The organism is Streptomyces sp. NBC_00490 (genome assembly GCF_036013645.1).
GTDB classification, from domain to species: Bacteria; Actinomycetota; Actinomycetes; order Streptomycetales; family Streptomycetaceae; genus Streptomyces; species Streptomyces canus_F.
Map to the genome: position 1 here is coordinate 627,836 of NZ_CP107869.1, position 24,754 is coordinate 652,589.

The 24,754-nt window shown below is 71.5% G+C and carries 15 protein-coding genes; 2 read left to right on the forward strand and 13 right to left on the reverse strand.

The features are described 5' to 3' along the window. Window positions 1-21: 21 nt before the first annotated feature. The 8 genes from OG381_RS02630 to eccD form a co-directional block, all read right to left on the reverse strand. Window positions 22-396 carry a hypothetical protein gene (locus OG381_RS02630; RefSeq protein WP_327714434.1) on the reverse strand — a complete coding sequence of 125 codons (375 nt, stop codon included), beginning with the start codon at window positions 394-396 and terminating at the stop codon, window positions 22-24. After that, on the reverse strand, window positions 396-851 hold the full coding sequence (locus OG381_RS02635; protein ID WP_327714435.1) for a YbaB/EbfC family nucleoid-associated protein: 456 nt from the start codon (window positions 849-851) through the stop codon (window positions 396-398). The genes OG381_RS02630 and OG381_RS02635 overlap by 1 nt, the downstream gene beginning before the upstream one ends. Before the next feature lie 182 nt (window positions 852-1,033). Continuing rightward, on the reverse strand, window positions 1,034-4,342 hold the full coding sequence (locus OG381_RS02640; protein ID WP_327714436.1) for an AAWKG family protein: 3,309 nt from the start codon (window positions 4,340-4,342) through the stop codon (window positions 1,034-1,036). A gap of 24 nt (window positions 4,343-4,366) precedes the next feature. Next, entirely contained in the window at window positions 4,367-4,834 is a 468-nt protein-coding gene (locus tag OG381_RS02645) for a type VII secretion system-associated protein (RefSeq protein WP_327714437.1), read from the reverse strand. 213 nt (window positions 4,835-5,047) lie between these two features. Further along, window positions 5,048-5,356, reverse strand: a complete 309-nt coding sequence (locus tag OG381_RS02650) for a WXG100 family type VII secretion target (RefSeq protein ID WP_327714438.1) — start codon at window positions 5,354-5,356, stop codon at window positions 5,048-5,050. Window positions 5,357-5,443: 87 nt separating this feature from the next. Beyond that, window positions 5,444-5,779: a hypothetical protein gene (locus OG381_RS02655; protein ID WP_327714439.1), complete on the reverse strand. Its 336-nt coding sequence runs from the start codon at window positions 5,777-5,779 to the stop codon at window positions 5,444-5,446. A gap of 474 nt (window positions 5,780-6,253) precedes the next feature. Then, a complete protein-coding gene (gene eccB, locus OG381_RS02660; RefSeq protein ID WP_327714440.1) occupies window positions 6,254-7,816 on the reverse strand; it encodes a type VII secretion protein EccB in 1,563 nt (520 codons plus the stop codon). A gap of 40 nt (window positions 7,817-7,856) precedes the next feature. Then, window positions 7,857-9,263: a type VII secretion integral membrane protein EccD gene (eccD, locus tag OG381_RS02665; protein WP_327714441.1), complete on the reverse strand. Its 1,407-nt coding sequence runs from the start codon at window positions 9,261-9,263 to the stop codon at window positions 7,857-7,859. A 454-nt stretch (window positions 9,264-9,717) separates the two neighbouring features. Between eccD and eccCa the strand changes: the two genes are divergently transcribed. Continuing rightward, window positions 9,718-13,710 (forward strand): type VII secretion protein EccCa, encoded by a 3,993-nt coding sequence (gene eccCa / locus OG381_RS02670; protein ID WP_327714442.1) that lies wholly within the window; start codon window positions 9,718-9,720, stop codon window positions 13,708-13,710. Window positions 13,711-14,047: 337 nt separating this feature from the next. Here eccCa and OG381_RS02675 read toward each other — a convergent pair whose 3' ends face one another. The 4 genes from OG381_RS02675 to OG381_RS02690 form a co-directional block, all read right to left on the reverse strand. Beyond that, window positions 14,048-15,286 carry a S8 family serine peptidase gene (locus OG381_RS02675; RefSeq protein ID WP_327714443.1) on the reverse strand — a complete coding sequence of 413 codons (1,239 nt, stop codon included), beginning with the start codon at window positions 15,284-15,286 and terminating at the stop codon, window positions 14,048-14,050. Further along, entirely contained in the window at window positions 15,283-18,597 is a 3,315-nt protein-coding gene (locus OG381_RS02680) for a right-handed parallel beta-helix repeat-containing protein (RefSeq protein ID WP_327714444.1), read from the reverse strand. Before OG381_RS02680 ends, OG381_RS02675 begins: the two co-directional genes overlap by 4 nt. Before the next feature lie 151 nt (window positions 18,598-18,748). Next, complete coding sequence (locus OG381_RS02685; RefSeq protein WP_327714445.1) at window positions 18,749-19,969, reverse strand: ricin-type beta-trefoil lectin domain protein; 1,221 nt, start codon at window positions 19,967-19,969, stop codon at window positions 18,749-18,751. Further along, on the reverse strand, window positions 19,966-20,718 hold the full coding sequence (locus OG381_RS02690; protein WP_327722366.1) for a type VII secretion system-associated protein: 753 nt from the start codon (window positions 20,716-20,718) through the stop codon (window positions 19,966-19,968). The genes OG381_RS02685 and OG381_RS02690 overlap by 4 nt, the downstream gene beginning before the upstream one ends. Before the next feature lie 483 nt (window positions 20,719-21,201). Here OG381_RS02690 and OG381_RS02695 point away from each other — a divergent pair, with 483 nt between their 5' ends. After that, window positions 21,202-22,386: a mannose-binding protein gene (locus OG381_RS02695; protein WP_327714446.1), complete on the forward strand. Its 1,185-nt coding sequence runs from the start codon at window positions 21,202-21,204 to the stop codon at window positions 22,384-22,386. A gap of 45 nt (window positions 22,387-22,431) precedes the next feature. Here OG381_RS02695 and OG381_RS02700 read toward each other — a convergent pair whose 3' ends face one another. Continuing rightward, window positions 22,432-24,714, reverse strand: coding sequence for a lantibiotic dehydratase (locus OG381_RS02700; protein ID WP_327714447.1), 2,283 nt, complete (start codon window positions 24,712-24,714; stop codon window positions 22,432-22,434). Window positions 24,715-24,754: the final 40 nt, after the last annotated feature.

Consider the following 24,754-nt stretch of genomic DNA (forward strand, 5'->3'; position numbering starts at 1 on the left):
GAGCGGCCGGCGGTGCGGAGGTCAGCGACGGCCATGCCCACCCGGACCGTCGCCGTTCAACCCATCGGTCTCGATACGGCTGTTGACCCGCTCGACGTCCTCGATGTTGCGGTCGCGGGTGTCCTTCATCATGCGCACCTGGCTGACCGTGGCGTCGGTGATGCCCACGACCGCGTCGCGGATCGACATCATCGTCTCCTTGGTGGTCTGGCGCTCCTTCTGCTCCTGCGGCTTGGCCTTCTCGGCGAACTCGCCCTCCGTACCGGGCCAGGTGACCGTGGGAGCCAGGTCGTCGAGGAACTCCTCGGTGATGCTTCCGGCCAGGGTGCCGATCTCCTCCAACTGCCTGGCCAGGGCCTCGATACGGTGGGGGTCGACGTAGTACCGCTGTCCCATCAGTCCTCCCCGTCCTCGCCGAGCGCGTCCCGCCAGGCGGGCGTGGCCCGGCTGTCGCGTGCCGTGTCCTCGGCGTCGTCGCGCAGCACCTCGGGGCCGAAGATCCGCTCCCAGTCCAGCTCGAAGCCCTTGAGCTCCGGCACGTTGCTGCTGGGTTCCGTGAAGGGCGCCATCGCCTTCATCACATGCCGGTTCATCTTCAGGCGTGCCGCATTGGCCGCTTCCAGGACACTGGCGGCCAGCTCCTGGGGGGACATGTCGCGGTACTTGTTCTCCAGGAACTCGATCCCGGACAACTCGCCCTGCGGTCCCACGGTGGCGCGGACCGCGCGATCGGAGGAGAGCACCGCGAACGACGCCTGCCGCAGCTCGCGTTCGGTGCGCGCGACCGCCTCCTGGGCAGCCTGGAGTTCGGCCATCGCCTTCTCGAGGCGTTTCTCCAGCGGTTCCGTCACGCCCACTCCTGCCTTCCCCGTCGGTCGCTGCGTGCGTCCGGACGTGTGGTCCGTGCGCCCGTCCGTGCTTGCCGTCCGTCAACTGCCCTGCTGATCTTGCCCGGTGAGGTCCCCGCCGCGGAAGCCGGGACCGAGTGTGATGCGTCTCCGCGCGAGGGTGGGCGGCCGCGGCCGTACGGTGCTCACCGTCCGATCACGGCCGGTGTGCCGCCCTCTTCCGTGCCCCACACGTCGGCGTCCTCCTCCAGGTAGTCGGAGCTGGTGGCCCTGTTCCGGCCCGTCTCCGTCTCCTCCTCGGGGGAGTCACCGCCGGTGGTCGCCACCCGGGAGGCCGGGGCGAGGAAGGTGTCGTCGTCCTCCTGGCGGTTCCACGGGCTGCGCCGTCGGCGGTTGCGGCGCTCGCTCTCCTCCGCCGCGTCGACCAGTACGGCGCGCACTCGCTCGCCGTTGCCCTTGTCTCCGCCGGCCCCCATGCCGCCGGCGCCCATGCCGCCCATCGGCATGCCGGGGCTGCCGGGCATGCCGGGGGCGCCGGGGGTTCCGGCCGTCGCGGCGGGGGCGAGCGGGCTGCCCGCGCTTTCGGCGGCGCCGTCCGAGAGGGGGTCTGCTCCGGTTCCGCCGTTGCTGTCAGCGGTGAGGTAGCTCTCCCCGACCCCGCCGCCTGATGTCCCGTCGCCCGCGCCGCCGCTGAGGCCGAGGTCGGAGAGCGACAGGTCCTGGGTGGAGGTACCGCCGCCGGTGTCGTTGAGGCCGCCGATGCTCTCCAGATCGCCGAGGCCGTCGAGGATGTCCGAAGCGTCCCCGCTCCCCTGCGAGTTGAGATCGTGCAGGTCGACGCGTTCGGTGTTGCCCTGCGGGTCAGTGACGGTGGCGATGCCCGTGTCGGGGTCGATGACCTGCTTGCTGCCGTCGGGGAACTCCGTGGTCAGCATGCCGTTGTCGAGGCTGGTCTTCGAGCCGTCCGGGTTGGTCACCGTCGCACCGTGGGTGAGGTCGGTGGTCGTGGTGGTGCCGTCCGCGTTCGTGCTGGTGAGCAGACCGCTGTCCGGGTCGAAGCTGATCCGGCTGCCGTCCGGGAAGTCGGTGGCGATGTCGCCGTCGCTGAGCTGGGTGCTGCCGCCGGTCGGGGTCTCGAGGCCGTTTTGGTCGGTGTTGAGGTTCCCCAGGTCGTCGAGGTCGCCCTCCGACTGGGTGGGCAGGTTGGAGTTGATGTCGCCGAGGTCGCCCAGATTCGCGTTGTTGCTCTGGCCGTTGAGGCCGCCCAGGTTGCCGAGATCCTGGGTGGTCGTGGTGCCGTCGGGGTCGGTGGTGCTGACCTGACCCGTCGTGGGGTCGACGGTCTGGACGCTGCCGTCGGGGAAGGTGGTGGTCAGCTTGCCGTCGTCGCCGAGGGAGGTGACCGAGCCGTCCGGGTTGGTCACCCTGGTGCCGTCATCCAGGTTCTGCGTGGTGACGCTGCCGTCCGGGTGGGTGGTGGTGAGCACCCCGCTGTCCGGGTCGAAGCTGGTGCTGCTGCCGTCCGGGAAGTCGGTGGTGAGTTTGCCGCCGTCGAGCTGGGTGTTGCCACCGGTCGGGGTCTTGACCGAGCCACCGCCCGTGTTCAGGCCGCCCAGGTTCCCCAGGTTCTGGGTGACCGCGTCGTTGGCGGCGTTGTTGGTGCCGCCCGGGCCTGTGTTCACCGAGCCGAGGTTGCCGAGATTCGTGATGCCCGGGGGCGGGGTGGAGGTGAAGGCCTGCTGGTCGCCGCCCTGACTGTTCACGTCGCCGAGATCGCCCAGGCTCTCGGTGACCGGGTTGTTCTGGTTCAGCAGGTCGTCCAGGCCGTCGAGGTTCTGCTGGGTGACGCCGTTGGGGTTGTTGATGCCTCCGAGGCTCTCCTCCATGGCCTTGGCCTGCTCCTCGGCCTGCCGCTTGGCCTCTTCCTGCTCCCGCCGCTGCTCCTCGCGCAGCTCGTCCTGGTACTTCTTGTCCTCGTCGCGCTGCTGGTTCTGCTCGTTGCGCAGTTCGTCCTGGAGGCGCTTGTCCTCCTCGCGCTGCCGGTTCTGCTCCGCGCGCAGCTCGTCCTGGTACTTCTTGTCCTCTTCCCGCTGCCGGTTCTGCTCCGCACGCAGCTCGTCCTGGTACTTCTTGTCCTCCTCGCGCTGCCGCTCCTGCTCCGCGCGCAGCTCGTCCTGGTACCTGCGGTTCTCCTCGTTCTGCCGGTTGATCTCCTCCTGCTCCTCCTCGGCCTTCTTCTCCTCGTACTCCTCCGAGGCGGTGCTGGTCGACTTCGGCTTGGGCACGTTGTCGGAGAAGTCGTCGCCCAGGTCGAGGAAGTGGTTGTTCAGGTTCGACTGCACCTCGGCTGCGGGCTTGCCGAGGTACTCGTCGACGCCCTGACTCCAGATCTTGACCGCCTTGTCGCCGACCTTCGCCCAGTTCGCGATGTCGGTGAGGTCGCCGTACTCCGGGTGCACCTGGGTGAAGCCGGCCTGCGGGCTGTGGCTGACGGTCGTGGTGTAGCGGGAGGTGTACGACTTGATGTCGGTCTTGGCGACGTTGTTCGCGTCCACCCACTGGGCGAGGTCGTCCAGGACGTAGCGCAGCACCTGATGCGGGTCGTAGTACGGGGACTTGGCCCAGGCGAGCCACGCCTCCAGCAGCTTGTTCGCGGCGTCCTCGAGGTACTTGCGGCCCAGCGACAGGGCGCGGGAGTACACGGTGGCGCCGGTGCCGGTCCCGTCGCCCGCGCCCGGGCTGGAGTTGAAGGTCTCGACGTAACTGTCGTAGTTCTCGCGGATCTTCTTCAGCAGGCTGCGGAAGACCTCCGCGGCCTCGCCCTTCCAGCTCGCGTCGTCGCGGCTGAAGCGGTCCTCCCAGTCCTTCAGCACCACCGCGTGGTCCTTGAAGAACTTGGCGGCGAAGTCGAAGGACTCCCCGGTGGTGTTGAAGGAGTTCAGGTCCACCACATCCGCGCCGGGCACGCCGAGGTTGCTGAACCGGGCGTCCGTGGTGCTGCCGCCCAGGAGGGCGAGGAGTGCTGCCCGCGGCCCGTTCATGTACCGGGCGAGCGGGATGGTGCTCATCTTGTCCTTGTTGTAGTCCGTGAACTCGTTGCCCTCACGGACCTGCGCGTCATGGACGTTGTCCGAGCCCGGACCGGCGAAGATGATCTCCTCTCCGGCCTTGACCCGGCCCTCGAAGACGATCCGGGCCTGCATGATGGAGCGCTTCTTGCCGCTGTCGAAGAACCAGATGTCGTAGTCCTCGCCCTTGTTCGTCAGGAACCCGGAGTCCTTGACGAGCACGCTGAGGCTGCGCTCCTTGATGTCCATCCGGAACAGCTTGCCGCCGTGTTCGGAGCGCAGGGTGTCGAAGACGGTGTTGCGGTCGGGCACCGGATAGCCGGTGATGTGGGTGACCAGGGTGGCCCAGGTGTCACTCGACGGATCGCCGGCGTTGTCGAACTTGTCGAGATTGGCGACGGAGCTGGCGTCGTACCGATCGGCCACCGGGCGCCCTTTCTGTTCGGTCGGTCAGGAGTCGTCCGGATCGCCGGAGCCGCCGGCGGTGAGGGTGTCGACCTCGTCAAAGGTCTGGAGGAGCGTCTGGGCGTCGATCGCGTCGAGGTTCTTGTCCTTGGTCTTGTTGGCCTCTTCGATCGTCTCGGTGAGGGCCTCCTTCAACTCCTTGAAGAGGTCCACCTGGTCGCCGAGCAGCTTGTCGATGGCCTCGGCCGCGGTGCGGATGTCCTCGATCAGCTTCGGTCCCGACACCAGCGGCTCGGTCACCATCCTGCCGATGCGCAGGAGTTGCTTGTCCTGGGCGAGGTTGTCCGGTGTGGTGTGTCCGTCGATGAGGTGGCCGAGCGGGCGGATGTGGGATCCGTCGCCCTCCTCCCGGTACTTCTTCGCGGCGGTGTGGACCGGCTGTACCTCGTTGTCCCGGAAGTTCTCCATCTGCTTGAGGTCGAAATGCTTGACGTCGGCCTTCTCACCGGCCATGGGACGCACTCCTGACGCTTGGTGCCGGACGGGGGCACGAGGGCACGGCGGACGCCGGGTGGTGGGCGGACGGCGGCCGGGCCGGCGTCCTCGAGTGCGACATGGACGCAACGGGCCGGTCCGCGGATTCCCGCCCCGCTCCACGCTGCGTCCGGGGCACACGGCCCGGCCGCGTCATCGAACCCTCGACGAAAGAAAAACTCCGGCGATGCCCTAACGGGCCCGCACGTTGCCCCAGTTGTCGGCGCTCTTGCGCTCGTCGCGGGAGTGGTTGTCGTGGATCATCTGGATCAGCTCGCCGTTGTCGCCAAGGAGTTTGGCCATGTTCTTGGTGGCCTGATCCCACTCCGCCTGGACCTGACGGTAGGTCTCCTGGTCGGAACCCTCCCAGGAGTTGACGAGCGGCTTCAGCTCGTCCTCCAGGTTGTTGAGGGTGATGATGATCTGCTGGGTCTGGTCCATCAGTTCCTCGATGGCGTTGCGGACCACGGGGTACTGCACGTCGATGATGCCGTCGGCCATGGCGTCTCCTCTCGTAGGGCCGGGCGCCGGCCCGGGAAGCTCAAGGGTTCCGGCCTCGCCGTGACGGGGCCGGTGCTACCGGTCGGGTCAGCTCAGCGCTTCGAAGACGCCCTGACTGGTCTTGCTGTTGAGGACCTCGGTCAGGTCCTGGTTCTCCTGCGCCAAACGGTTGGCGGAGGTCACGTTCTCCTGGAGCGCGTCGACCATCGTGCTGATCTGGATGACGACCTTCTGCGCCTCGGCGTTCCAGCTGCGGAAGAGCTTCAGCAGGGCCTGGCCCTCGTCGCCGCCGACGCCCGAACGCGCGGCGATCTCACCGACGTTGTTCTGGATCTTCTCGACCTGGCTCCGGGCCGACTCCAGTGAGGAGACACCCCCCAGGCCCTTGGCATAGTCCGCTTTCCTCGCGGCGCTGTCCGCCATGTCGCGCTCCCTTCGTTCAGCCCCGTCTCGTCGCACAGTTGCTCGCTGAGGCTAAAGAGAAGCCGTCGTTCCGCGCAACGCGCACAGGGAAGATTTGAGCTTGGGTCAGCTCGCCTGGGAATTCTTACGTGGCAAGGGAGTTGTGCGGAGGTTTCAGCGATATGAACAAGCCTCTCCCACCCGCAGGGCACCCACAGCGCGCGCCGTCCGCCGGGCAACGCGAGGCGGGCAAAAAGCGGGCACGCGGACAAGCCGAACGGGCTTCGCGGAGAGCCGTATCCGGCTTTGCCAGCGCTTCCTCCGGATTTCGCGGGTGGCTCGGCCCAAATATCTGAGCTTTGTTTGAGGTTCCCGCCGTGTTCCGTTCCCGACGGCTCCGCGGACTTCACTTCACCGGCAACCACTTTGGCTCAAAACTTCTGTCGCCTGCGCCCTTTTCCTTTTCATCGGCGCCGAATGCACTCCTTGCCGTGATCAGCGTACGGTGTCCGCCTTGTCCTCAATGGCGCTCGCCTCATCCGCCTTCCGTTCCGCGTCCGGGGCGCACTGCGGAGCCGTCACCTTGGGCTCGGCAACGCCCGAGGCGGCGGCCGGGTCGAGGTCGGCGCCGGTCGGCAGAGCCGCGAGCAGAGGCGCCGGGACGGAGGCGATGTCCGCGCTCTCGTAGCCGAGCGCGGCCAGCGAATCCTTGGTGGAGACGCGGTACTTGACGCCGTTGTCCGCCACCAGGTAGCTCGTCCCCGCGTGCGCGGCGCCGCTGGCGTTCAGGGCACGGACCAGGGCACCGCGACCGGGCCGGACCACCGTGGCGTCGGTCGGGACGCAGGCCGGCTTCAGCGGCTGGGCGGCGCCTTCCGAGACCGCGACCGGGGCGAGCTGAGTCAGCGGCACCAGCACCGACCTGATCCGGACGCCGCCGTCGCCGCCGTCGACCTGTGCGCACAGCGCGGTACCGCGGGGCACGGACTGCGGGACGGGGGGCGCGTCCGGCAGCTCCGTGGAGGCACTGGTGTCCTGGCCCTTGGCTCGGTGCTCGCGCAACGCGTCGGCGCCGACCGTGCGCACCTCGGGCGAGCGCCCCCGGTAGGCGTCCTTCTGGGTGGCCGGGTCGCCCAGCACCAGGGCGGCGCCGAGCCGGGTCAGCGGCACCAGACCGTCCTTGCGCAGCAGGTGGTAGGTGCTGGCGCCCCCGGGGACGCTGACCTTGAACAGCTGGCCGATCCGGCTGGCCTCCCCGCCGAGTTCGGGGCCCTCCGCACCGCGTCCCGGCACCGCCGGCGGCTTCAGCACGGGGCCGGGGGCCAGCGCGTCGAGGAAGGCCGCCGAGACCGGCATCGGCCGCTCGGAGCCGTAACCGAGGGCGTTGCGCGCGTCCGACGCGCGGTCCAGGGGAAGCCGGCTGCCCCGCCACACCAGGTACTCGGTGTCGTCCGGCCCGCTCACCAGCACCCCGCGGTCGCCGCCGACGCCGCTGGAATCCAGCGGCGCTCCGGCCACCACGGTGGTCGCGCCCGGCTTGTCCACCCCGCTCGCCACGGCACCGGAGGTGTCCGGCAACGCGCCGTCCGGGCCGGTGACGCACATGTGCCAGGCGCCGGAGTCGAGTTGGCCGGGCGCGGGCACGGCGTCGGGGGCGCCGGGGATGCCTGCCGGGGCGCCCACCGGGACGTCCCGCAGCGATGCGGTGGCCACGTCCACGGTCTCCAGGTCGGAGCCGCCGATCAGCCGCGCCGAGGCGTAGTTGCGCACCGGGTGCAGCACGCCGTCGGTATCGGTCCACAGGTAGCGGGCACCGGTGTCGCGGTTGACCACCAGGTGCGCGCCGTCGCGCCAGGCGTCGTTCCCGCCGGGGCGCAGCAGGCCGTAGACGGTGGCGCCCGCGCCGACCAGGACGGTGACCAGTACGCCGAAGACCACGCCGCGTGTGGTGCGGCCGAGCGGGCTCTCCGGGGCGTCCGGGTCGGCCATCAGCAGGCCCGAACTGAGCCTGCCCATCATGAAGGTGTGGGCATGTACCTGGTCGCGTTTGGACTGCACGGCCTCTCCTCGTCGTTCTCGTGCCGGAGTGCGGTTGGACTCAGCCGAACAGGCCGCGCAGCCATCCGAAGAGTCCCGCCACCCACAGGCTGAGCGGCAGCAACGCCACCGCGATGCCGGTGTGCGCCACCTCCGCCGCCCGGCCCCAGTACGGCAGCATGCGGCGGCCGGGCACCGTCCAGGCGGCGATGACCAGCGCGGCGGCCGCGCCGAGCAGTACCGCGAAGACCACCAGTCGCCCATCGCCGTCGCTGTCCTGCGCCCAGCTGCGGGCGAGCAGCAGCAGACCCCAGATCCCGGGCACCGCGAGGGTCAGCCGCTGGCCGATGTGCACCAGCCCGCGGGAGTGCAGAAGCAGCAGCAGGCTCAGCGCGAGCGCGGTCAACACCTCGGGCAGGGAGGGGTGTTCGGCGAGGACCACCAGGGCTCCCGCGGCGATGATCCCGGTGACCGCGAAGAGCGCGGTGACCCAGCGCCCGGCCAGTTCGGTGCGCTCGGCGACGTCGCTGCCCGCGTAGGGCTCGATGCCTTCCTGGAGCTGGCTGGCGGAGGAGGGCAGGGCGGGCATCCGCATCCCGGCCAGCTTGAAGGCGAACGGCGCCACCGTCCCGGCCGCGAGCACGAACACCGTCGCCACCAACGCGACCGCGGCGGGCACCGCCAGGTCCGTGTAGCCGATGAGGGCCCCGGAGATCGCGATGGCCACCGACACGACCGCGGTACCCAGCAGGGCCGGGGCGCCGACCGCGGTGGCGGCCAGCGCGAGAACCGCGCCGCCGGCACCGGCCGCGCCCGCGGCGAGCAGCCGCGCGCCCGCAACCCGCGCCGCATCCGGGCCGGTCAGGTCACCGCCGGGCAGCACCCAGCCGGCCAGCGCCAGGCAGGGGGCGACCAGCAGGCCGAGCGCGGCCGCGGAGAGCCGGTCGCCGACCGCGCGGCTGGCGGTGCCCGCGCCCGCGAGCAGCAGGAGCCCCGCCACCGCGGCGCAGGCCGCCCTGACGGAGCCGGAGCCGGCCGCTCCCGGCCAGAACACCAGCACCAGGGCCGCCGTCACGGTCGCCACCGTGGCGCCCACCAGCAGCCCGCGGGCCGCCTCGGGGTGCCAGGTGTGCAGTCTGCGGCCGGCGGTGTCGGCTATCCCGTCCACCAGGTCGTCGAGCCGGGCCTCGGGCAGCGCCTCGGTGTGCGGGCGCAGATAGAGCACGTCCCCGTCGGCGAGCCCGGCCCGCGCGAGGGTCGCCTCCTCGTCGAGCGGGGCGTCACCCAGCCGCTGCAGCACCCAGCCGGCATGGTCGAGCCCGGCCTCCTCGGCCTCCTCGCCGACATAGCGCAGCAGCGTGGGCAGCAGATCGGCGACCGGCACGTCGGCGGGCACGGCCAGATCGACGGAGACGCTCGGCGCACGTACGGTCAGGCGGCACAGTTCGGCCACCGCGCTGTCGGTCATCAGCTGAACTCTCGTCTTCCGTGGGGGTTTTGACAGGAGGACTTCCCCGCGAGCGGCGTAGTGCGAAGAGTACGGAAGGTCCGCACGGGCCGGAACAGGGGGGTCGGACAAGGGAATTACGACCGCGAACCCGGCAACCACCTCTCCCGCGTGGACAGGTCGCGTCACGTGAATGCAGACTACTGCCTACGCTCGCCGGAACGTGCTGGGGACCGGACTCCTTGTCCGGTATGCAGTTGAATGGTGGGAGAGTTGGCCGTTTCCCGCTTTCCGCTTCCCCCCATTCATCCGGCGTTCACCGCGTGCCCGGGTCCCGGGAAAATGACAGCGGTGCGGTCTTTCCGGCTACCGGGTCTCCCGGTATTCGGCGTGGGCCGGAAAGTCAGCGAACCGGAGGTTCTGTTCCTTGAGTGTGGTGCTGTTTCGCCGGCCGGCCCGCAGGCGCGGTCCAGAGATGCCCGAAGGACAATTGACCCTCCAGGAGCCGCCGGTCCTCGCCGAGACGGTGCCCGACACCTCGGCGATATGGACCTATCTGCCGATGGCGCTCATGTCGGTGTCGATGATGCTGATGTTCCTGCGCCCGGGCGGTGGCAACGGCGTCTTCATCTACCTGGCGATGGGTGTCATGGCGCTGTCCGCCGGGGCGATGCTGCTGGGCCAGCTCATGCGGCGCTCCAGTGAGCGCAAGCAGCGCCTGAAGGGCGAACGCCGCGACTACCTCCGCTACCTGGCGCAGACCCGCAAGCGGGTGCGTGCCACCATCGTGGAGCAGCAGCGGGCGCTCGCCTGGCGTCACCCGGAGCCGTCGTCCCTGCGATCGCTGGCCCGCACCTCACGGCTGTGGGAACGGCGCCCGGCGGACGAGGACTTCGGCGAGGTCCGGCTCGCAGTCGGCGAACAGCAGCTCGCCCTCACCCTCAACCCGGTGTCCACCCGCCCGGTGGAGGACCTCGAACCGCTCTGCGCGCACGCCCTGCGCCGCTTCATCCGCGCCTACTCCACCATTCCCGAGCAGCCCCTGGGCCTGTATCTGCGGTCATCGGCGCGGGTTCTGCTGCGCCCCGAGGAGACCCTGGCAGGGGAGCTCCCCGCGTCGTCCGGGACCCCCGAGGGCGCCGACGGAGAAGCCGTACGCGCTCTGCTGCGTGCCGCTCTCGGCCAGCTCGCGGTGTTCCACGCGCCGGAGGAGCTGTGGATCGCCCTCTGCGTCAGCGACGAGCGCCGGGCCGACTGGGAGTGGGTCAAGTGGCTGCCGCACGCGCTGCATCCGTACGAGGAGGACGGCGCCGGGCAGGTCCGCCGGATCACCGCCGACCTCACCGAGCTGGACGACCTGCTCGGCGCCGAGTTCGCCGAGCGCCCCGGCTTCGACCCGGATGCCCGTCCGGGCCGTGACGAGCCGTACACCGTCGTCGTCCTGGACGGCATCACCGTGCCCGAGGGGCACCGGTGGGAGGGTCACGGCTATCGCAACGCCGTGGTGCTGGACGTCTCCGGCGCACTGCGCTGGCGGCCCGGCCGCAACACGCTGCGGCTGACCGTCGGGCCGGACCAGGTGAACCTGGTGCGCACCGACCGCAGCCGCAAGGAGCGCGCGGTGCCGCTCGGCCGGCCGGACCAGCTCGGCCCGCTCGGTGCGGAGTCGCTGGCGCGGCTGCTCGCCTCCCGCCGGATCAGCCTGAGCAGCGACATCGCCCAGCCGCTGGACAGCGACGTGGAGCTGACCACTCTGCTCGGCATCCCCGATCTGCACCGGCACGACACCAAGGCTCTCTTCGCGCGCCACACCGGCTCCGCCCGGTTGCGGGTGCCGATCGCGGTCGGCGTCGACGGCCGTCCGGTGGAACTGGACATCAAGGAGTCCGCGCAGGGCGGCATGGGCCCGCACGGCATGCTCATCGGCGCCACCGGCTCCGGCAAGAGCGAGCTCCTGCGCACCCTCGTCCTGGGCCTCGCCCTGACCAACTCCTCGGAGACCCTGAACTTCGTCCTGGTCGACTTCAAGGGCGGCGCCACCTTCCTCGGCCTGGAGGAACTGCCGCACACCTCCGCCGTCATCACCAACCTCGCCGACGAAGTCGCCCTGGTGGAACGCATGCAGGACGCCCTGCACGGCGAACTCATCCGCCGCCAGGAGCTGTTGCGCGCGGCCGGCAACTACACCTCGGCCCTGGAGTACGAGCGGGCCCGCGCCGGCGGGGCCGATCTCACGCCGCTGCCCAGCCTGTTCGTGGTGGTCGACGAGTTCAGCGAACTCCTCTCCGCACACCGTGAGTTCATGGACCTGTTCGTGATGATCGGCCGCCTCGGCCGCTCGCTCGGCGTGCATCTGCTGCTGGCCTCGCAGCGCCTGGACGAGGGCCGTATGCACCAGTTGGAGAGCCACCTGTCGTACCGGGTCGGCCTGCGCACCTTCTCCGCCATGGAGAGCCGGGGGGTGCTCGGCGTGCCGGACGCCTACGAGCTCCCGGCCCAGCCCGGCAGCGGCTATCTCAAGTCCGGTGTGGAGGCCCTGACCCGCTTCCGTGCCGCCTACTCCTCCGGCACCTACCGGCGCCGCACCGGCGCGGTGGTCCAGGCCCGGGTGGCCAGCCAGGTCGTGCCGTGGACCAGCGGCTGGGTGGTGCCGCGCACCCTCGACCCCACGCCCGGCCCGGAGCCGGAGAACGAGGAGACCGGCGACGAGGAGACCCTGCTCGACGTGGCCCTGGACCGACTGCGCGACTCAGGCCCCGCCGCCCACCAGGTGTGGCTGCCGCCGCTGGACGAGCCGTCCCCTCTGGACGCCCTGCTGCCCCATCTCGCCCCCGACCCCGAGCGCGGCCTCACCACCACCGGCTGGTCCGGCACGGGCAGGCTGCGTGTCCCGGTCGGCCTGGTCGACAAGCCCTTCGACCAACGCCGCGACCCGCTGGTCGTGGACCTGTCCGGAGCCGGCGGCCACGTGGCCATCGCGGGCGGCTCACAGAGCGGCAAGTCCACCCTCGCCCGCACCCTGATCGCCGCGCTCGCCCTCACCCACACCCCGGCCGAGATCCAGTTCTACTGCCTCGACTTCGGTGGCGGCGGCCTCTCCCAGTTCGCCGCACTCCCCCACGTCGGCGGTGTCGCGGCGCGGCTCAACCCGGAGCGGGTGCACCGGGCCGTCGCCGAGGTGATGACACTGCTCGCCCGCCGGGAGCAGTTCTTCGTCGACCACACCATCGACTCCATGCAGTCCTACCGCCGTCGCCGCGCCGCCGGGGAGTTCCCCGACGAGCCCTTCGGCGACGTGTTCATGGTGGTCGACGGCTGGTCCACGGTCCGTCAGGACTACGACGACCTGGTCCCGAAGTTCAACGAACTCGCCGCCCGCGGCCTGAACTACGGCATCCACCTGCTCATCACCACCACCCGCTGGGTGGAGCTGTCCGCGCAGGTCCGCGATCAGGCCGCGACCCGCCTGGAACTGCGGATGGGTGATCCGATGGACTCGGAGATCGACACCCGCAAGGCCCGATCGGTGCCGCGCAGCGGCGGCCGGGGCATCACCGCCGACAGCAAGATGCACTTCCTCGCCGGCCTGCCCCGCCTGGACGGCAGCGGCTCCCTCGAGGACCTCGGCGAGGGCGTCGCCCACCTGGTCGCTGAGGTGGCCAAGCACTGGTCCGGCCCGGCCGCCCCGCAGGTCCGCATGCTGCCGCACCGGCTGCCGCTCACCGAACTCCCCGCGCCCGAGCCGACCGAGGGCGGCGGCATGCGACTTCCGCTCGGCATCGACCAGGACGCCCTGGAGCCGGTGTGGCACGACTTCAGCCGCACCCCGCACCTGATCGTCGTCGGCGACACGGAGAGCGGCAAGACCAACCTGCTGCGCCGCGTCACCGCGGGCATCACCGCCCGTTACGCCCCGAACGAAGCCAAGATCATCGCGGTGGACTACCGTCGCACGCTGGTGGACGGCATCCCCGAGGAGTACCGCATCGGGCACGTCATCTCCCTGGACAACCTCAAGGAGACGATCGACGGCGCCGCCCGCGCGATGAAGACCCGTGTCCCCGGCGCGGACATCGCCCCCGCCCGGATGCGCAAGTGCGACTGGTGGACCGGCCCGCGTCTGTTCATCCTGGTCGACGACTACGACATGGTCGCCGGCAACTCCTTCCAGAGCCCCTTCGAACCGCTCTTCGAGCATCTGACCCTCGGCTTCGAGATGGGCCTGCACGTGATCGTCGCCCGGAGCGCCATGGGCGCTGGCCGGGGTCTGAGCGACGCCCTGATCCGCCGCTTGGACGAGGCGAACAACCCCGCGATCCTGCTCTCCTGCCCGCCCACCGAAGGCCGCCTCTTCGGCAACGCCAAGCCCGTCAACCTCCCGCCCGGCCGAGCCCTGCACATCGCCCGCCGCAAGGCCCGGTTGATACAGACGGCACTGGTCGAGGGCGAGCGTGTGCAGGAGGGCTGAGAGCGCTATGGGGTGAGCTACGCGGCGGCGGCGAGGTGGGGTGGTCGCCGCCGTCGCCTTTCCCGCACAAGGGCGACGTGCGGCGGCCCCCGCGTCGGCATTCCGGCACGCGGGTCACACCGGGCGGCCCCCTCCATCGACCATGCGGGACCAGGCCACGTGAGGTGACCTCCGCCGCCGGCTGTGCGGCACCAGGCCTCTGGGCCGCGCCCGCAGCCGCCGGGCGGTCGGGGTGCCCGGTCACCGGACCGTGGGCAGAGCGGTGGTTCGCTCGGCGAGGCCGACCACCGCCACAAGCACGACGCCGCCCGCCGGCTCCGCCGCTCCCGGGTACGGCTCAGTCCTCTCCCGTTCCACCGGCCTTTGCCGGACGCCAGCGCCTCGCACGGGCTCGGGGAAGGGCGAACACGGCCCATAGGACCGCGAGTACGGCAGCCGATCCGAGGATGACGAGGAGGGTGGCTCGGTCTGTGGCGGCGTCGGCGTCGGAGGTGTCACGGACGGTGACGCGGTCCGCGGCGCGCCCGGCGCCGGTCGACGCACGCGGGTCACCGAGGACCGTGGTCACGGCGGCGTACGCATCCAGCTGGGGGATGTCGGCCGGATAGGCGGTGGCGGTCAGGCGGCGGGTGACGGCGTCGGCCGAGGTGTCCGGGTGCGCTGCGCGGACCACCGCGGCGGCACCGGCCACATAGGCGGCGGCGACCGAGGCGCCGGCACCGAGGTAATGGCCGTCTCCGCGCGGTCCTCCGGAGACGACGCCGGCCCCGGGAGCGGCAAGGTCAATGCCCGTGGTGGGCAGGGCCCGGTCCGGACGGAGGCCACCGGGGAGCATGTCGGCGACCGAGAGGACTCCGGGTTCCCCGGCCGGCCAGTACACGCGGGGCGGGATCTCGTCGGTGTCCCCCCGCGTCGGCGGGTCGGGAGTGGCCGCGGCCACGACGACCGCACCCGCGCGGCGGGCGTCGGCGACCGCTCGGGACAGTTCCGTGTCCCGGCGCGGAAGGGCCACCGTGACCGCGATGACGTCGACCCCGGCTCGGGTGGCCTCGCGCACCGCCGCCGCGACGAGCGCCGGGTTCGCCTCACCGCGTGTGTCCGTGCCGCGCAGCGCCAGGATCCGCGCGCCCGGGGCGACGCCGGCCAGACGCGCGGCCCCCTCGGCGGTCCCGGCGATCAGCCCGGCCAGGAAGGTACCGTGCCCGACGCAGTCCTCCGCGGCCGGGCCGTCGGCGGTGACCCGGCCCTCCAGGCCGTCGGCGTCGGGGGTGACACCGGTGTCGATCAGGGCGACGGTCACGCCCGCGCCGATGCCGTGCCCGTGCAGCCGGTCCAGGTCGAGGCGCTGACGTGACCAGTCCTGCTTCTTCGCCTTCTCCCGCGAGGCTGGGGTGCACTCCGCGGCCGCATCGAGCACGGAAGGCATCGCCGGAAGCGCCTGACCCTTCTTCCCGTCAGCCGTCGGCGTCCGCGAGAGGGGGGCCGTATGAGCCGGAACGGCCGTAGGCAGCAGCAGGGCGGCGGCGAGGCCGGCGCCGGACAGCAGACGGGCTGCCCCGCGGGAAGGAGGCTTCACAGTCCGGCCGCCTTCGGCGCCGCGGCCACGTCCTCGGGAACAAGGATGCGCAAGTCGTCCAGGGTGGGCGCGGCCAGCGAACTGAGCCGCCCCGCCTGGCGGGTGACCATCGATTCGAGCACCTGCCGGGCAAGCCGGGCGTTGCCGAACGAGCGATCCCGGGGCAGCGCCTCGAAGTAGGCCCTGAGCACCGGGCCGGTGCCGGGGCCGCACTCGTAGCCCATGCTCGCGGCCTGTGCGCGCACGATGGTGACCAGTTCCTCGGAGGAGTAGTCGGCGAAGGCGATCCGGCGCGGGAAGCGGGAGGACAGCCCGGGGTTGGAGGCGAGGAAGCGCTCCATCTCGCCGGTGTAGCCCGCGACGATGACGACCACTTCGTCGCGGTGGTCCTCCATCAGCTTGAGCAGGGTGTCCACGGCCTCCTGTCCGAAGTCGGCGCCGCCGCCTTGCGGGGTGAGGGTGTACGCCTCGTCGATGAACAGCACACCGCCGCGGGCCCGTTCGAAGACCTCACGGGTGAGCTGGGCGGTGTGGCCGATGTAGCGGCCCACCAGGTCGGCACGGGCCGCCTCCACCAGCTGGCCCCGTTTCAGGATGCCGAGCTGGGTCAGGATCTCGCCGTACAGACGGGCGACAGTGGTCTTGCCGGTGCCGGGCGGGCCGGTGAAGACCAGGTGGTGGCTGAGCGAGGGCACCGGCAGCCCCGCGGCGGCGCGGTGACGGGCGGTGGTGATGAGGTTGACCAGGTCCGCGACATCGCGCTTCACCTCGGCCAGGCCGATCATGTCGCCGAGGCGGGTCAGCGGGTCGTCCTGAGGTGCACCGGACCCGGCGGCCGTCGCGGCGCCGGTGGCCGACACGTCCTCCGGCAGCAGCAGCCGCAGGTCGTGCTCACCGACCTGCGCCTGGGCGGCGAGCCGCACGGCCTGTCGGTCCACCATCTCCTCGAACACCCCGCGTGCGGCACGGCCGTTGCCGAATCCGGCGTCCCTGGGCATCGCCTCGAAGTGCGCGGCCAGCGCGGCCTCGGTGCCCTCGCCCAGTTCGTACTGGTGCTGGGCGCACATGTTCCCCATGATGGCCACCAGTTCGGGCACGGAGTAGTTCTCGAACTCGACGGTCCGGGAGAAACGGGAGGCGAGGCCCGGGTTCGAGCCCAGGAAGGACTCCATCTCCCGGGAGTAGCCGGCCGCGACCACGACCACGTCATCGCGGTGGTCCTCCATCAGCTTCAGCAGGGTGTCCACCGCCTCGCGGCCGAAGTCGGCTCCGCCGTTGCCGCTGTCCGCGGTGAGCGTGTACGCCTCGTCGATGAACAGCACGCCCCCGAGAGCCCGTTGGAAGATCTCGGTGGTCTTGATCGCGGTGCCGCCGACGACCTGCGCGACCAGGTCGGCGCGGGAGACCTCCACGAGGTGCCCGCTGCGCAGGGAACCCAGTTCGGCCAGGATCGCCCCGTAGAGGCGGGCGACGGTGGTCTTACCGGTGCCCGGAGGGCCCGCGAAGATCAGGTGTCTGCTCATCGGCGGTGCGGACATACCGAGTTGCTCGCGGCGCTGGGCGAGCTGGGTCAGGTTGACCAGGGTGCCGACCTGCTGCTTGACGTTCTCCAGACCGATCAGCGCGTTGAGGGCGCCGAGCGGGCCGTCCACGCGGTCCGGCGGGGGCGCATCCGCGGCGCCGGATCCTGCCGGGTCGGTGTTCTCGGCGCTTCCGCTGCCCCAGGCGTCACGCTTGCCGTTGCCGGTGCTCCTGAGGCCGTCCACGGCGAGCCGATCGCCGGGCGTTGTCTGCACCAGGCCGCCGCCCTCGTTCTCCCGGGCCAGGCAGTTCACGAGCGCGACCGGGGCGGTGGACTCCACCCGGAAGCCGTCCTGGGCGCCGCCGGAGACCTCACAGCCGCTGAGCGAGGCGAGCGCACCCTCGCGAAGCAGGAAGCCATGCCCCTGAGCGGCGTGGACCGTGGTGCGGTTGGCGGTCAGCTCCCCGCCGGACGCGACCACGACACCTTCCTCGCCGGATATCTCGACGCGGAAGTCGCGGACGGTGACACTGCCGCCGTCCTCCACGACCAGACCGCTGGTGGCGCTGTCCGAGACCCCTCCGCCGGCCAGATACAGGGTGCTGCCGGAGGCCACCCGCACGCCCGCGCCCTTCGGCCGGACGATCTCGCAGTCCTCGGCACGGCCGCGGGCGTCCTTGCCCGCCGTGATGCCGTCACCGGAAGGCTCCACCAGTCGGGCCCGGCGCAGCAGCGGGTTGGCACCACCGCGCACCGAGACCGCGGGCGAGCCGCCGATCACCTCCAGGCGGTCCAGCTCCGGTGCCGAGTCCTCCTCCAGGAGCAGCCCCGCCTGCTGGCAGTCACGGACCGTCAGACCGGTCAGTGCCGGAGAGGCGGCCCCCGCAACCCGCAGCGCCGCGCCCTGCGCGCCGTCCACCCAGCAGTCCTCGAAGGTGCCACGCGCCCGGTCGGTGACCAGCACGCCATGTCCTCGGGTACGCGAGACGCGGCAGCGGCGCAGCACCGGATCGGTGCCTGCGGCCAGCGCGATGCCGTTCCCGGAGGCTCCGGTGACGCGGACGTCCTCCAGCGTCGTACGGCCCGTGCTGCTCAGGTGCACTCCGGTGCTGGTGTCGTGCACCACGGTGCGCACCACCGTCAGGGAGCAGTTCTGCTCCAGGGCGATGGAGGGCTTGTCCGTGGAGGAGATGTCGCAGTCCTCGACGCTGCCGGTGGCCTCGCCGCTGGCGAGCAGGCCGTTGCCGCGGGCGGCGCGCACCGTGCAGCCACGGAGCCGGGCTTCGCCCTGTTCGGCGAGGACCAGGCCGCTGGTGCCCAGGTGCTCCAGCGTGCAGGATTCCACGGTCGTGGGCGTGGTCGAGGTGACGACGATCCCGGCGCCCTGGGGGTTGCTCACCCGGCAGTCCCGCAGCGCGAGGGAGCCGGTGCCCCCGGCCAGTACCGCGGTCCAGGCGACGCCGACGATCTCGCAGCCGTCCAGCGCGGCCTGCCCGCGCCGCACGTCCACGGCGGGCAGTTCGGCGTCACCGCCGCGCAGGGACAGCTCGGAGAGCATCACGGCGTCGGCGCGCAGCGCGAGGACGCTGCCCGAGCGTGGCCTGATCTCGACGGTTCCCCGGCCCTCGGCGGCGGTGAGGGTGACCCGGGTGTGGATCACCAGGTTCTCCGCGTACGTCCCGGGCCGGACGCTGATCAGCGCCCCGGTCCGGGCAGCCGCGAGTGCCTCACCGATCGTCCGGTAACGGTCCCGGTCCCCGGGACCGACCGTCAGTACCTGGCGCGACACGCACCAACCTCCTTGCTAGGGCAGCATCTTCAGCGGGCGCCCCGACCTGCGAGGACGCGTGTCGGCGAGCCGACGGTGCCATCATGCCCCGCTGCCGGGGCGGTCCGGCGCCAGGAGCGACGCTCTCGGCCAGAAGACGTCTGACACGCGGTCAGACGCTCCACTTCTGGTTGTCGGTACCGGCACAGGTCCACAGTTGCAACCAGGCGCCGTTGCCCGTGTTGTTGTCCTTGATGTCGACGCACTTGCCGACGACGGTGTTGACCAGGTCGTGACGCTCGTTCAGGACGAACTTCTGGGCGGCGTTCCCACTGCACCGGGCGATCTGGATGGCGGTGCCGTCGCTGTAGTCGGCGTTGGCCACGTCCAGGCACAGGCCCCGGATGCGCATGGTGCCGTCGGAGGCGAACTGCCACTTCTGCGCCACGCCGTTGTTGCAGTCCCACACGAACAGCTTCTTGCCGTCGCCGAAGTCGGCGTTCGGTACGTCGAGGCAGCGGCCGGAGAGGTGGCTGCGCAGAGAGACCGGGGCACTGAACGTCACGCCCGAACCGGTGTTGGCGGGCTGGTCGGCGCCGCCCCCGGAGGTGTTCCCGCCGCCCGACTTCGCGGGCTGATCCTGCCGGCCCGCGTCCCCCTCGGGCCGGTCCTTCCCGCCACCGTCCTGCTTCGGCGTCTCTCTGCCCGAGCCCTGCGCCGCGCCGCCCTCCGGGGCTTGCTTCACCGGCTTGTCGGGCTTGGCGGACCTCTTCTCGCCGCCGTCGGAGGCTTTGGTGTCGGGTTCGGTGACCACGAAATCACCCGGCGCCTCCTGCGCACCACCGCCGAGCACGGTTCCTCCCGCCGGTGCCGCTTTGGGGTCCTTGTCGTCGCCCCCGGTGAGCACGAGGAACGGCACCGACACGAGCAGTGCCCCGGCGACCGCGGCCCCGGCCAGCACCGCCTTGCCCGGACGCCCCACGGGCGCGGTCTGCTGCCGCGGCCGGTCGATGGCGGTCGCGGTCATGGTCCGCACGAGAGCGGGCAGTCGGCTCTTGACCGCCGCGGCCGCACCGGGGTCACTCTCCGAGTCGGCGTCGCCGTGAGGCTCCGCTTCCGACTCGGACAGACGGCCGGCGGCCATGCCGTCGGCGGGACCTGTTTCGGCCTCGGGCTCGGCGGCCCGGCCTTCCGCGGCGGCTTCGGGCTCGGTGGCACCGCCCTCGGCTGCAGTTTCACCCCCGGCGGCCGTCCCCTCGGCCCCGGACTTCGCCTGGGCGGTCTCGGGCTCGGCCTCGGGCTGAGGCTGGGTGAGGGCGGCGGCCGTGTCCTCGCCGGCGGAACCGGACTCCGCCCGCGGGGAGGTCGGGGGATGCTGGGCCGGACGCGTCACGGGGTCCTCCCTGTGGTGTGGGGCCAAGGTTCAGCAGAACTGTGGGTCCGGACCTCGGAGGGGGCCGCGGGCACCCGCTCGACTTCCGGCTCGGGCAAGGCGTCCAGGAGCCTGTCCGCCGGGACGAGCAGGGGGGCGGCGGCACCGGCGTTGACCATCAGCAGGGCGCCGGACCCGCGCAGTGACCGTGCCAGCTCCTGTGCCGGGACCGTGTCATGGCGAAGTGCCGCGGACATGAACTCGTGCGCCGGTGAGGTGAACGACAGGATCACCGGCGCCCCGTCCAGTCCGGCGGCCCTGAGCGGCCCGCCGTCCGGTCCCCGCACCACCGTGATCTCTGCTTCCGCGAGCGCCGCGAACGCCTCGGCCACCGAGCCGTAGCCGGTGGCAGCCCGCTGCGCCGCCGCGTCCACCGGGTCGGTGGGCTCCGGCCAGCCCAGCACCCGGGCCGAGGGCCGGTAGGCGGGGTTGGGACGGTAGTCCCCGACGTCCCCGCTCTCGTCGGACTGCCACTCCCCCACCACCGCCCACTCCGGCGGCATACCGTCCTGCTGCCACTCCGGGTCCACCATCCCGATCCAGTGGCCGGGCGCCCGGCGGGCGGCGTCCCGTACGGCCCCGGGTATCTCGGGAGTCTCTGTGACCTTGGCGTCGTCGGCGCCGGATGCCTCCGCGGCGGCCGGGCCGGAGCTGTCGGGCACCGCGGACGGGACGTCATCCCCGCCCTCTTGCCGTTGTCCGGGCCGCATCTCCACCTGAACTCTTCGGTCAGTACCAACACTTGGGCGCCGGTGGCTCGCGCACACACCGACGATGATCAGATCGGGAGCCCAGGATGCCACACCAGCCCCGCCCGTTGCGGAGCGGACGGAGTCCGAATCGCCGCGTCGGCGTGCCCGTTCGTTGCCCGGATCGGGGACTTTCCGGGAGCAGCGAGGCCTGAGTGGACAAAGCGACGGCAGAGTTGAGGGAGGCGGTCGGCCAACCGTCCACGGCAGGAGCTAAGTTGAGCCGTACGGGAAGACCTTGTTGCTCGGCACGGCGCCGGATCGGCCTGCGGCCACCACAGCGCCGGGCCGGTGCACCTTGACGACCGCGACCGGACCGAACTCCGGTCCACCTCGGGTCGGCACTCGACCAACGCCCGCCGGACTTCCCGGTGTTCATCCAAACGACCACTGCACGGGCCCCCGGCCACGACCGACAGCTCCGCCACCGAGGAGGAGTACCGCATGTCCCCCCAGCACCCCACCCCCGACGCGAACTCGGAGGCGGCCGCCGCCCGCGCAGGGGAGACCGGATTACCGCCCACCCCCTCCACACCGGACGGACCGACGCCGCGCCAGTCCCCGGCTCCACAGGCGGAGTCCGCAAACACCGCCGCGGAGTCAGACGAAGCCGGGGCGAAATCCGGCAAGAACGAGAAGGAACACGGCACCGCGGACACGGAATCCGGCGGCGCAGGCGCAGAATCCGGACCCCCTAAGGCGGAGTCCGGTGCCAACGAGACCGGGGCGCCCACCGCTGCCGGAGCCGAGGAGAGCAACGCCACCGCGGCCGGACCCGAAAAGGCCACAGCCCCGGGTACGAGCGAAACCGCCGACGCCGAGGAAACCACTGCCATCCCGCCCTCGCCCGAGGCAACCGGAACCACTGAGGCACCCGAGGAGCGCGCCGCCGTAGCGGCAGCCGTCGGAACCACGCCGCCGGGCGCCAAGACCCACACCGGCGTCGGCGGCGGACGTCCCCGCAAGCCGATCCTGGCCGGGGCAGCGATAGCCGGCGCCGCTCTGATCGCCATACCCCTGCTGCTGACCGGCAGCGCGAAGGACGACGGACCCCCCGACTCCGCACAGGGGTTGGCCGCAGGAGGCTCCGACACCGTCCTGAACCCGACCTCCGCCCCAGCCGCCCTCGACGACTACGTGGCCGAGAAGCCCAGCCCGTCCCCGAAAAAGGCGAAGCCGACGAAGAGCGCGCCCGCGAAGGTCGCCGCTCCCCAGTCCGCCGCTCCCGAGCCGAAGACCAGCCCGAGCAGCACACCGGAAACGAAGCCCAAGGCCAAGCCCAAGCCCAAGGCGAGCCCGAAGCCGAACTGGAGCACCGAGACCGTCTCCGCGACCAGCGTCCTGGAGGTCAACCAGGCCTGGACCACCAACCGCATCCGGATGGTCATGCAGACCGACGGCAACCTCGTCGTCTACAACGAGCAGCGCAAGCCGATCTGGGCATCCATGACCTTCGGTACGAACCACCGGGCGATCTTCCAGCAGGACGGCAACCTCGTCATCCACAACGGCGACGACCGCCCCATCTGGGCTTCACAGACCTGGGGCCACGAAGGAGCCCAACTCGTCCTCCGGGCCGACGCCAAGGTGGCCATCGTGCAGAACGGCGCAGTGCTCTGGACGACCTGACACCCTCTCCGACGCGACAAGGACGGATCGGCCTCCCGGCCTCCCTCACTTCCCCTGCGTGTCGAAGGCGACGAACCTCAACTCCGCCGTGTAGCGCCGCCTTTCGTCATCAGTGAGCCAGGTCTGTTCCGGGGTCGGAAGCATCTCCGTGAACGTGGCCGTGCCGTTCGGGTCCTTGCGGGCAAGGCGGCGCAGGGCCTTGGCGAGGATCGTGACGTACACCGGACTGTCGAAGTCGACGTAGAAGGGCCGGGACTCCGTCGGAGAGACGACGAAGACGTAGCGGGGCAGCCCGAGTCGGGTGCGCCACTGGCGCGCCCGCACGAAACGCCGGGCTTCGTCCTTGTCGTCGGCGAAAGCGGCCTCCGCGGCGGGCAGCTGCCAGGTCTCGCGGGCGACCACCATGCGGTCGAGGGTGACGCGGGGGGTGTGGGCAGCCGCCGGCAGCAGCTGGAAGAGGTCCATCGACAGCGTGGTCAGGACGTGTGAGAAGACATCGATCGCGGGGAAGAGCGCACCGTCGGGCAGGCGGACGACGAGCTCGCCGTCGCGCTCCTCGACAAGGGCGTCGGCGCTGCGGACGGCCCGGGGGCGGGCGGGGTCGGCGGTGAAGTCGGAGAGGGCGACCTGGTAGTCCTGGGGTCGCACCAGCGTGTGCCGGACGCGGGCCGAGAGGCGGGCGCGGTGCTCCTTGGGGATCAGGGGCATCAGGCGCGGGCCGGGGTGGTCCTGGTCGGTGAGGGCGATCAGTTCCTCGATGTCCGGGTGCTGGTGGGTGAAGAGCGAGGCACCCAAGGTGTTGGCCGCGAGGTGGAGTTCACCGAGGACGAGGGTGAGGTCGCCGCGTGCGGCAGCCTCAGGACCGTCGGCGGCGATCATGATGTCCGGGCTGAGGTAACGGGCCGTGGTCCAGCCTCCCCCACCGTCGAACTCCCGCCGCGCGGCCCTCTCGATGTCGGCGGCGCGCCGGCCGACCCGGCGGGCCCCCTCGGGGACTGCGAGGATGCGCTGCCAGCGTGCGGCGAACTCCCGCTGCAGCTCCCCGGCTGCCGTGCGGGCACTGCCGTGCAGCACCGGCAGGCACGCGAACCAGAAGGAGGCCAGGTCGACCGGGCCGGAGGCTGCGAGTCGGTGATGGACCGCGCGGATCTCGGCTTCCACGGTGGCGGCCAGTTGTGAGGTCAGCCAGCCGGCGCTGTCCATCAGGATGCGCAGTGGGGACAGCGCCTCCACGACAGCCGGGCCGAGGCGGGTGGTGGCGGAGCGCCGCGTGTCGCTGTACACGAGAGAGCGGCAGGGGGCGGTGGAGGCCGACTTCTCCCGCACGGCGGCCGTGTCCGTGAGGTCGGTGAAGTCGCGCTCCAGCTCCTGCAAAGCCGTCAGGAGTTCGTCCTCGTCGGTGGCGGCGGCTACTTTCTCCCTGCCTTTCTCCAGGAGGTCGAGGGCAGCGAGGCCACGTTGCCTCAGGCTCGGCTCGCCGATGGTCAGCAGCCAGGTGCGCAGGGCCCGCTCGGGGTGGGTTCCGGCCGGGACCTCCAGCCGCCAGGTCACCCAGCGGCGGGCCACCAGGTCGTGCAGCGTCGCGGCGACGTCGGTGCCGGGCAGGTCGCTGGCGATGTCGCGGGCCCGCCGTACCCCGTCACAGTGGGCGAGAACCGCCGCGGCCGCGGCGGACACCGTCGTCGGGCGCCGGCCGGGCACCCGCACCTCGTCACCGTTCAGCACGACGAACGGCACCCGCCGCGGGGCGATCCAGTCGCGCAGTCCCGCATCCGCGTCCAGGATCTTGGCAAGCGCGTCAATGCCCCAACTGGCCCAGTACACCGTGGAATCGGCGATCAGGCCGGTTCCCGGGTCGACCTGCACCCCGGACGCCGCCGTGTCCCAGCGGCCCCAGCCGACGGGGCCGAAGAAGCCGATGGTGTCGTTCTTCACGCAGAACCGCTGCCAGTAGTGCGCGACGAGTTCCTCACGCTGGCGGGGCATGCTGCTGCGCGCATCGATGCCCGGCTTCCAGCGCAGGAACGGGGCGATGCCGGAGGTGAGCACGGGCCGGTTCTGCCAGGCCACCGCCTGCCGGAACGCCGGGGTGCGGGCGATGTCCTGAAGAACGTGCGCGGTCTGCACGGCCGCCGCGCCCAGCTCGTCGGCGAAGGCTTCCCAGTCGGGGCCGGACAGCGGGGTGTCGGGGCCGAACTTGTCCGCGGCCTCGGCGAGTCCGGGGGGAGCCAGGCGTAGCACGCCGTCGGCCGGGAAGCCCGGTCCGCGCAGCGCGAACTGGTTCCACAGGCGCCAGCGGCCGAGGAACGGAACGAGGTCTTCGGTCATGGCGGACTCCTTGACGCGCGTACGGGACGAGGTGAGGTGG

What these genes read in the sequence shown, in the direction of transcription:
- OG381_RS02630 (WP_327714434.1), bottom strand. Translation starts at nt 396, where the DNA reads ATGGGACAGCGGTACTACGTCGACCCCCACCGTATCGAGGCCCTGGCC.
- OG381_RS02645 (WP_327714437.1), bottom strand. Translation starts at nt 4,834, where the DNA reads ATGGCCGGTGAGAAGGCCGACGTCAAGCATTTCGACCTCAAGCAGATG.
- OG381_RS02650 (WP_327714438.1), bottom strand. Translation starts at nt 5,356, where the DNA reads ATGGCCGACGGCATCATCGACGTGCAGTACCCCGTGGTCCGCAACGCC.
- OG381_RS02655 (WP_327714439.1), bottom strand. Translation starts at nt 5,779, where the DNA reads ATGGCGGACAGCGCCGCGAGGAAAGCGGACTATGCCAAGGGCCTGGGG.
- eccD (WP_327714441.1), bottom strand. Translation starts at nt 9,263, where the DNA reads ATGACCGACAGCGCGGTGGCCGAACTGTGCCGCCTGACCGTACGTGCG.
- eccCa (WP_327714442.1), top strand. Translation starts at nt 9,718, where the DNA reads ATGCCCGAAGGACAATTGACCCTCCAGGAGCCGCCGGTCCTCGCCGAG.
- OG381_RS02690 (WP_327722366.1), bottom strand. Translation starts at nt 20,718, where the DNA reads ATGCGGCCCGGACAACGGCAAGAGGGCGGGGATGACGTCCCGTCCGCG.
- OG381_RS02695 (WP_327714446.1), top strand. Translation starts at nt 21,202, where the DNA reads ATGTCCCCCCAGCACCCCACCCCCGACGCGAACTCGGAGGCGGCCGCC.
- OG381_RS02700 (WP_327714447.1), bottom strand. Translation starts at nt 24,714, where the DNA reads ATGACCGAAGACCTCGTTCCGTTCCTCGGCCGCTGGCGCCTGTGGAAC.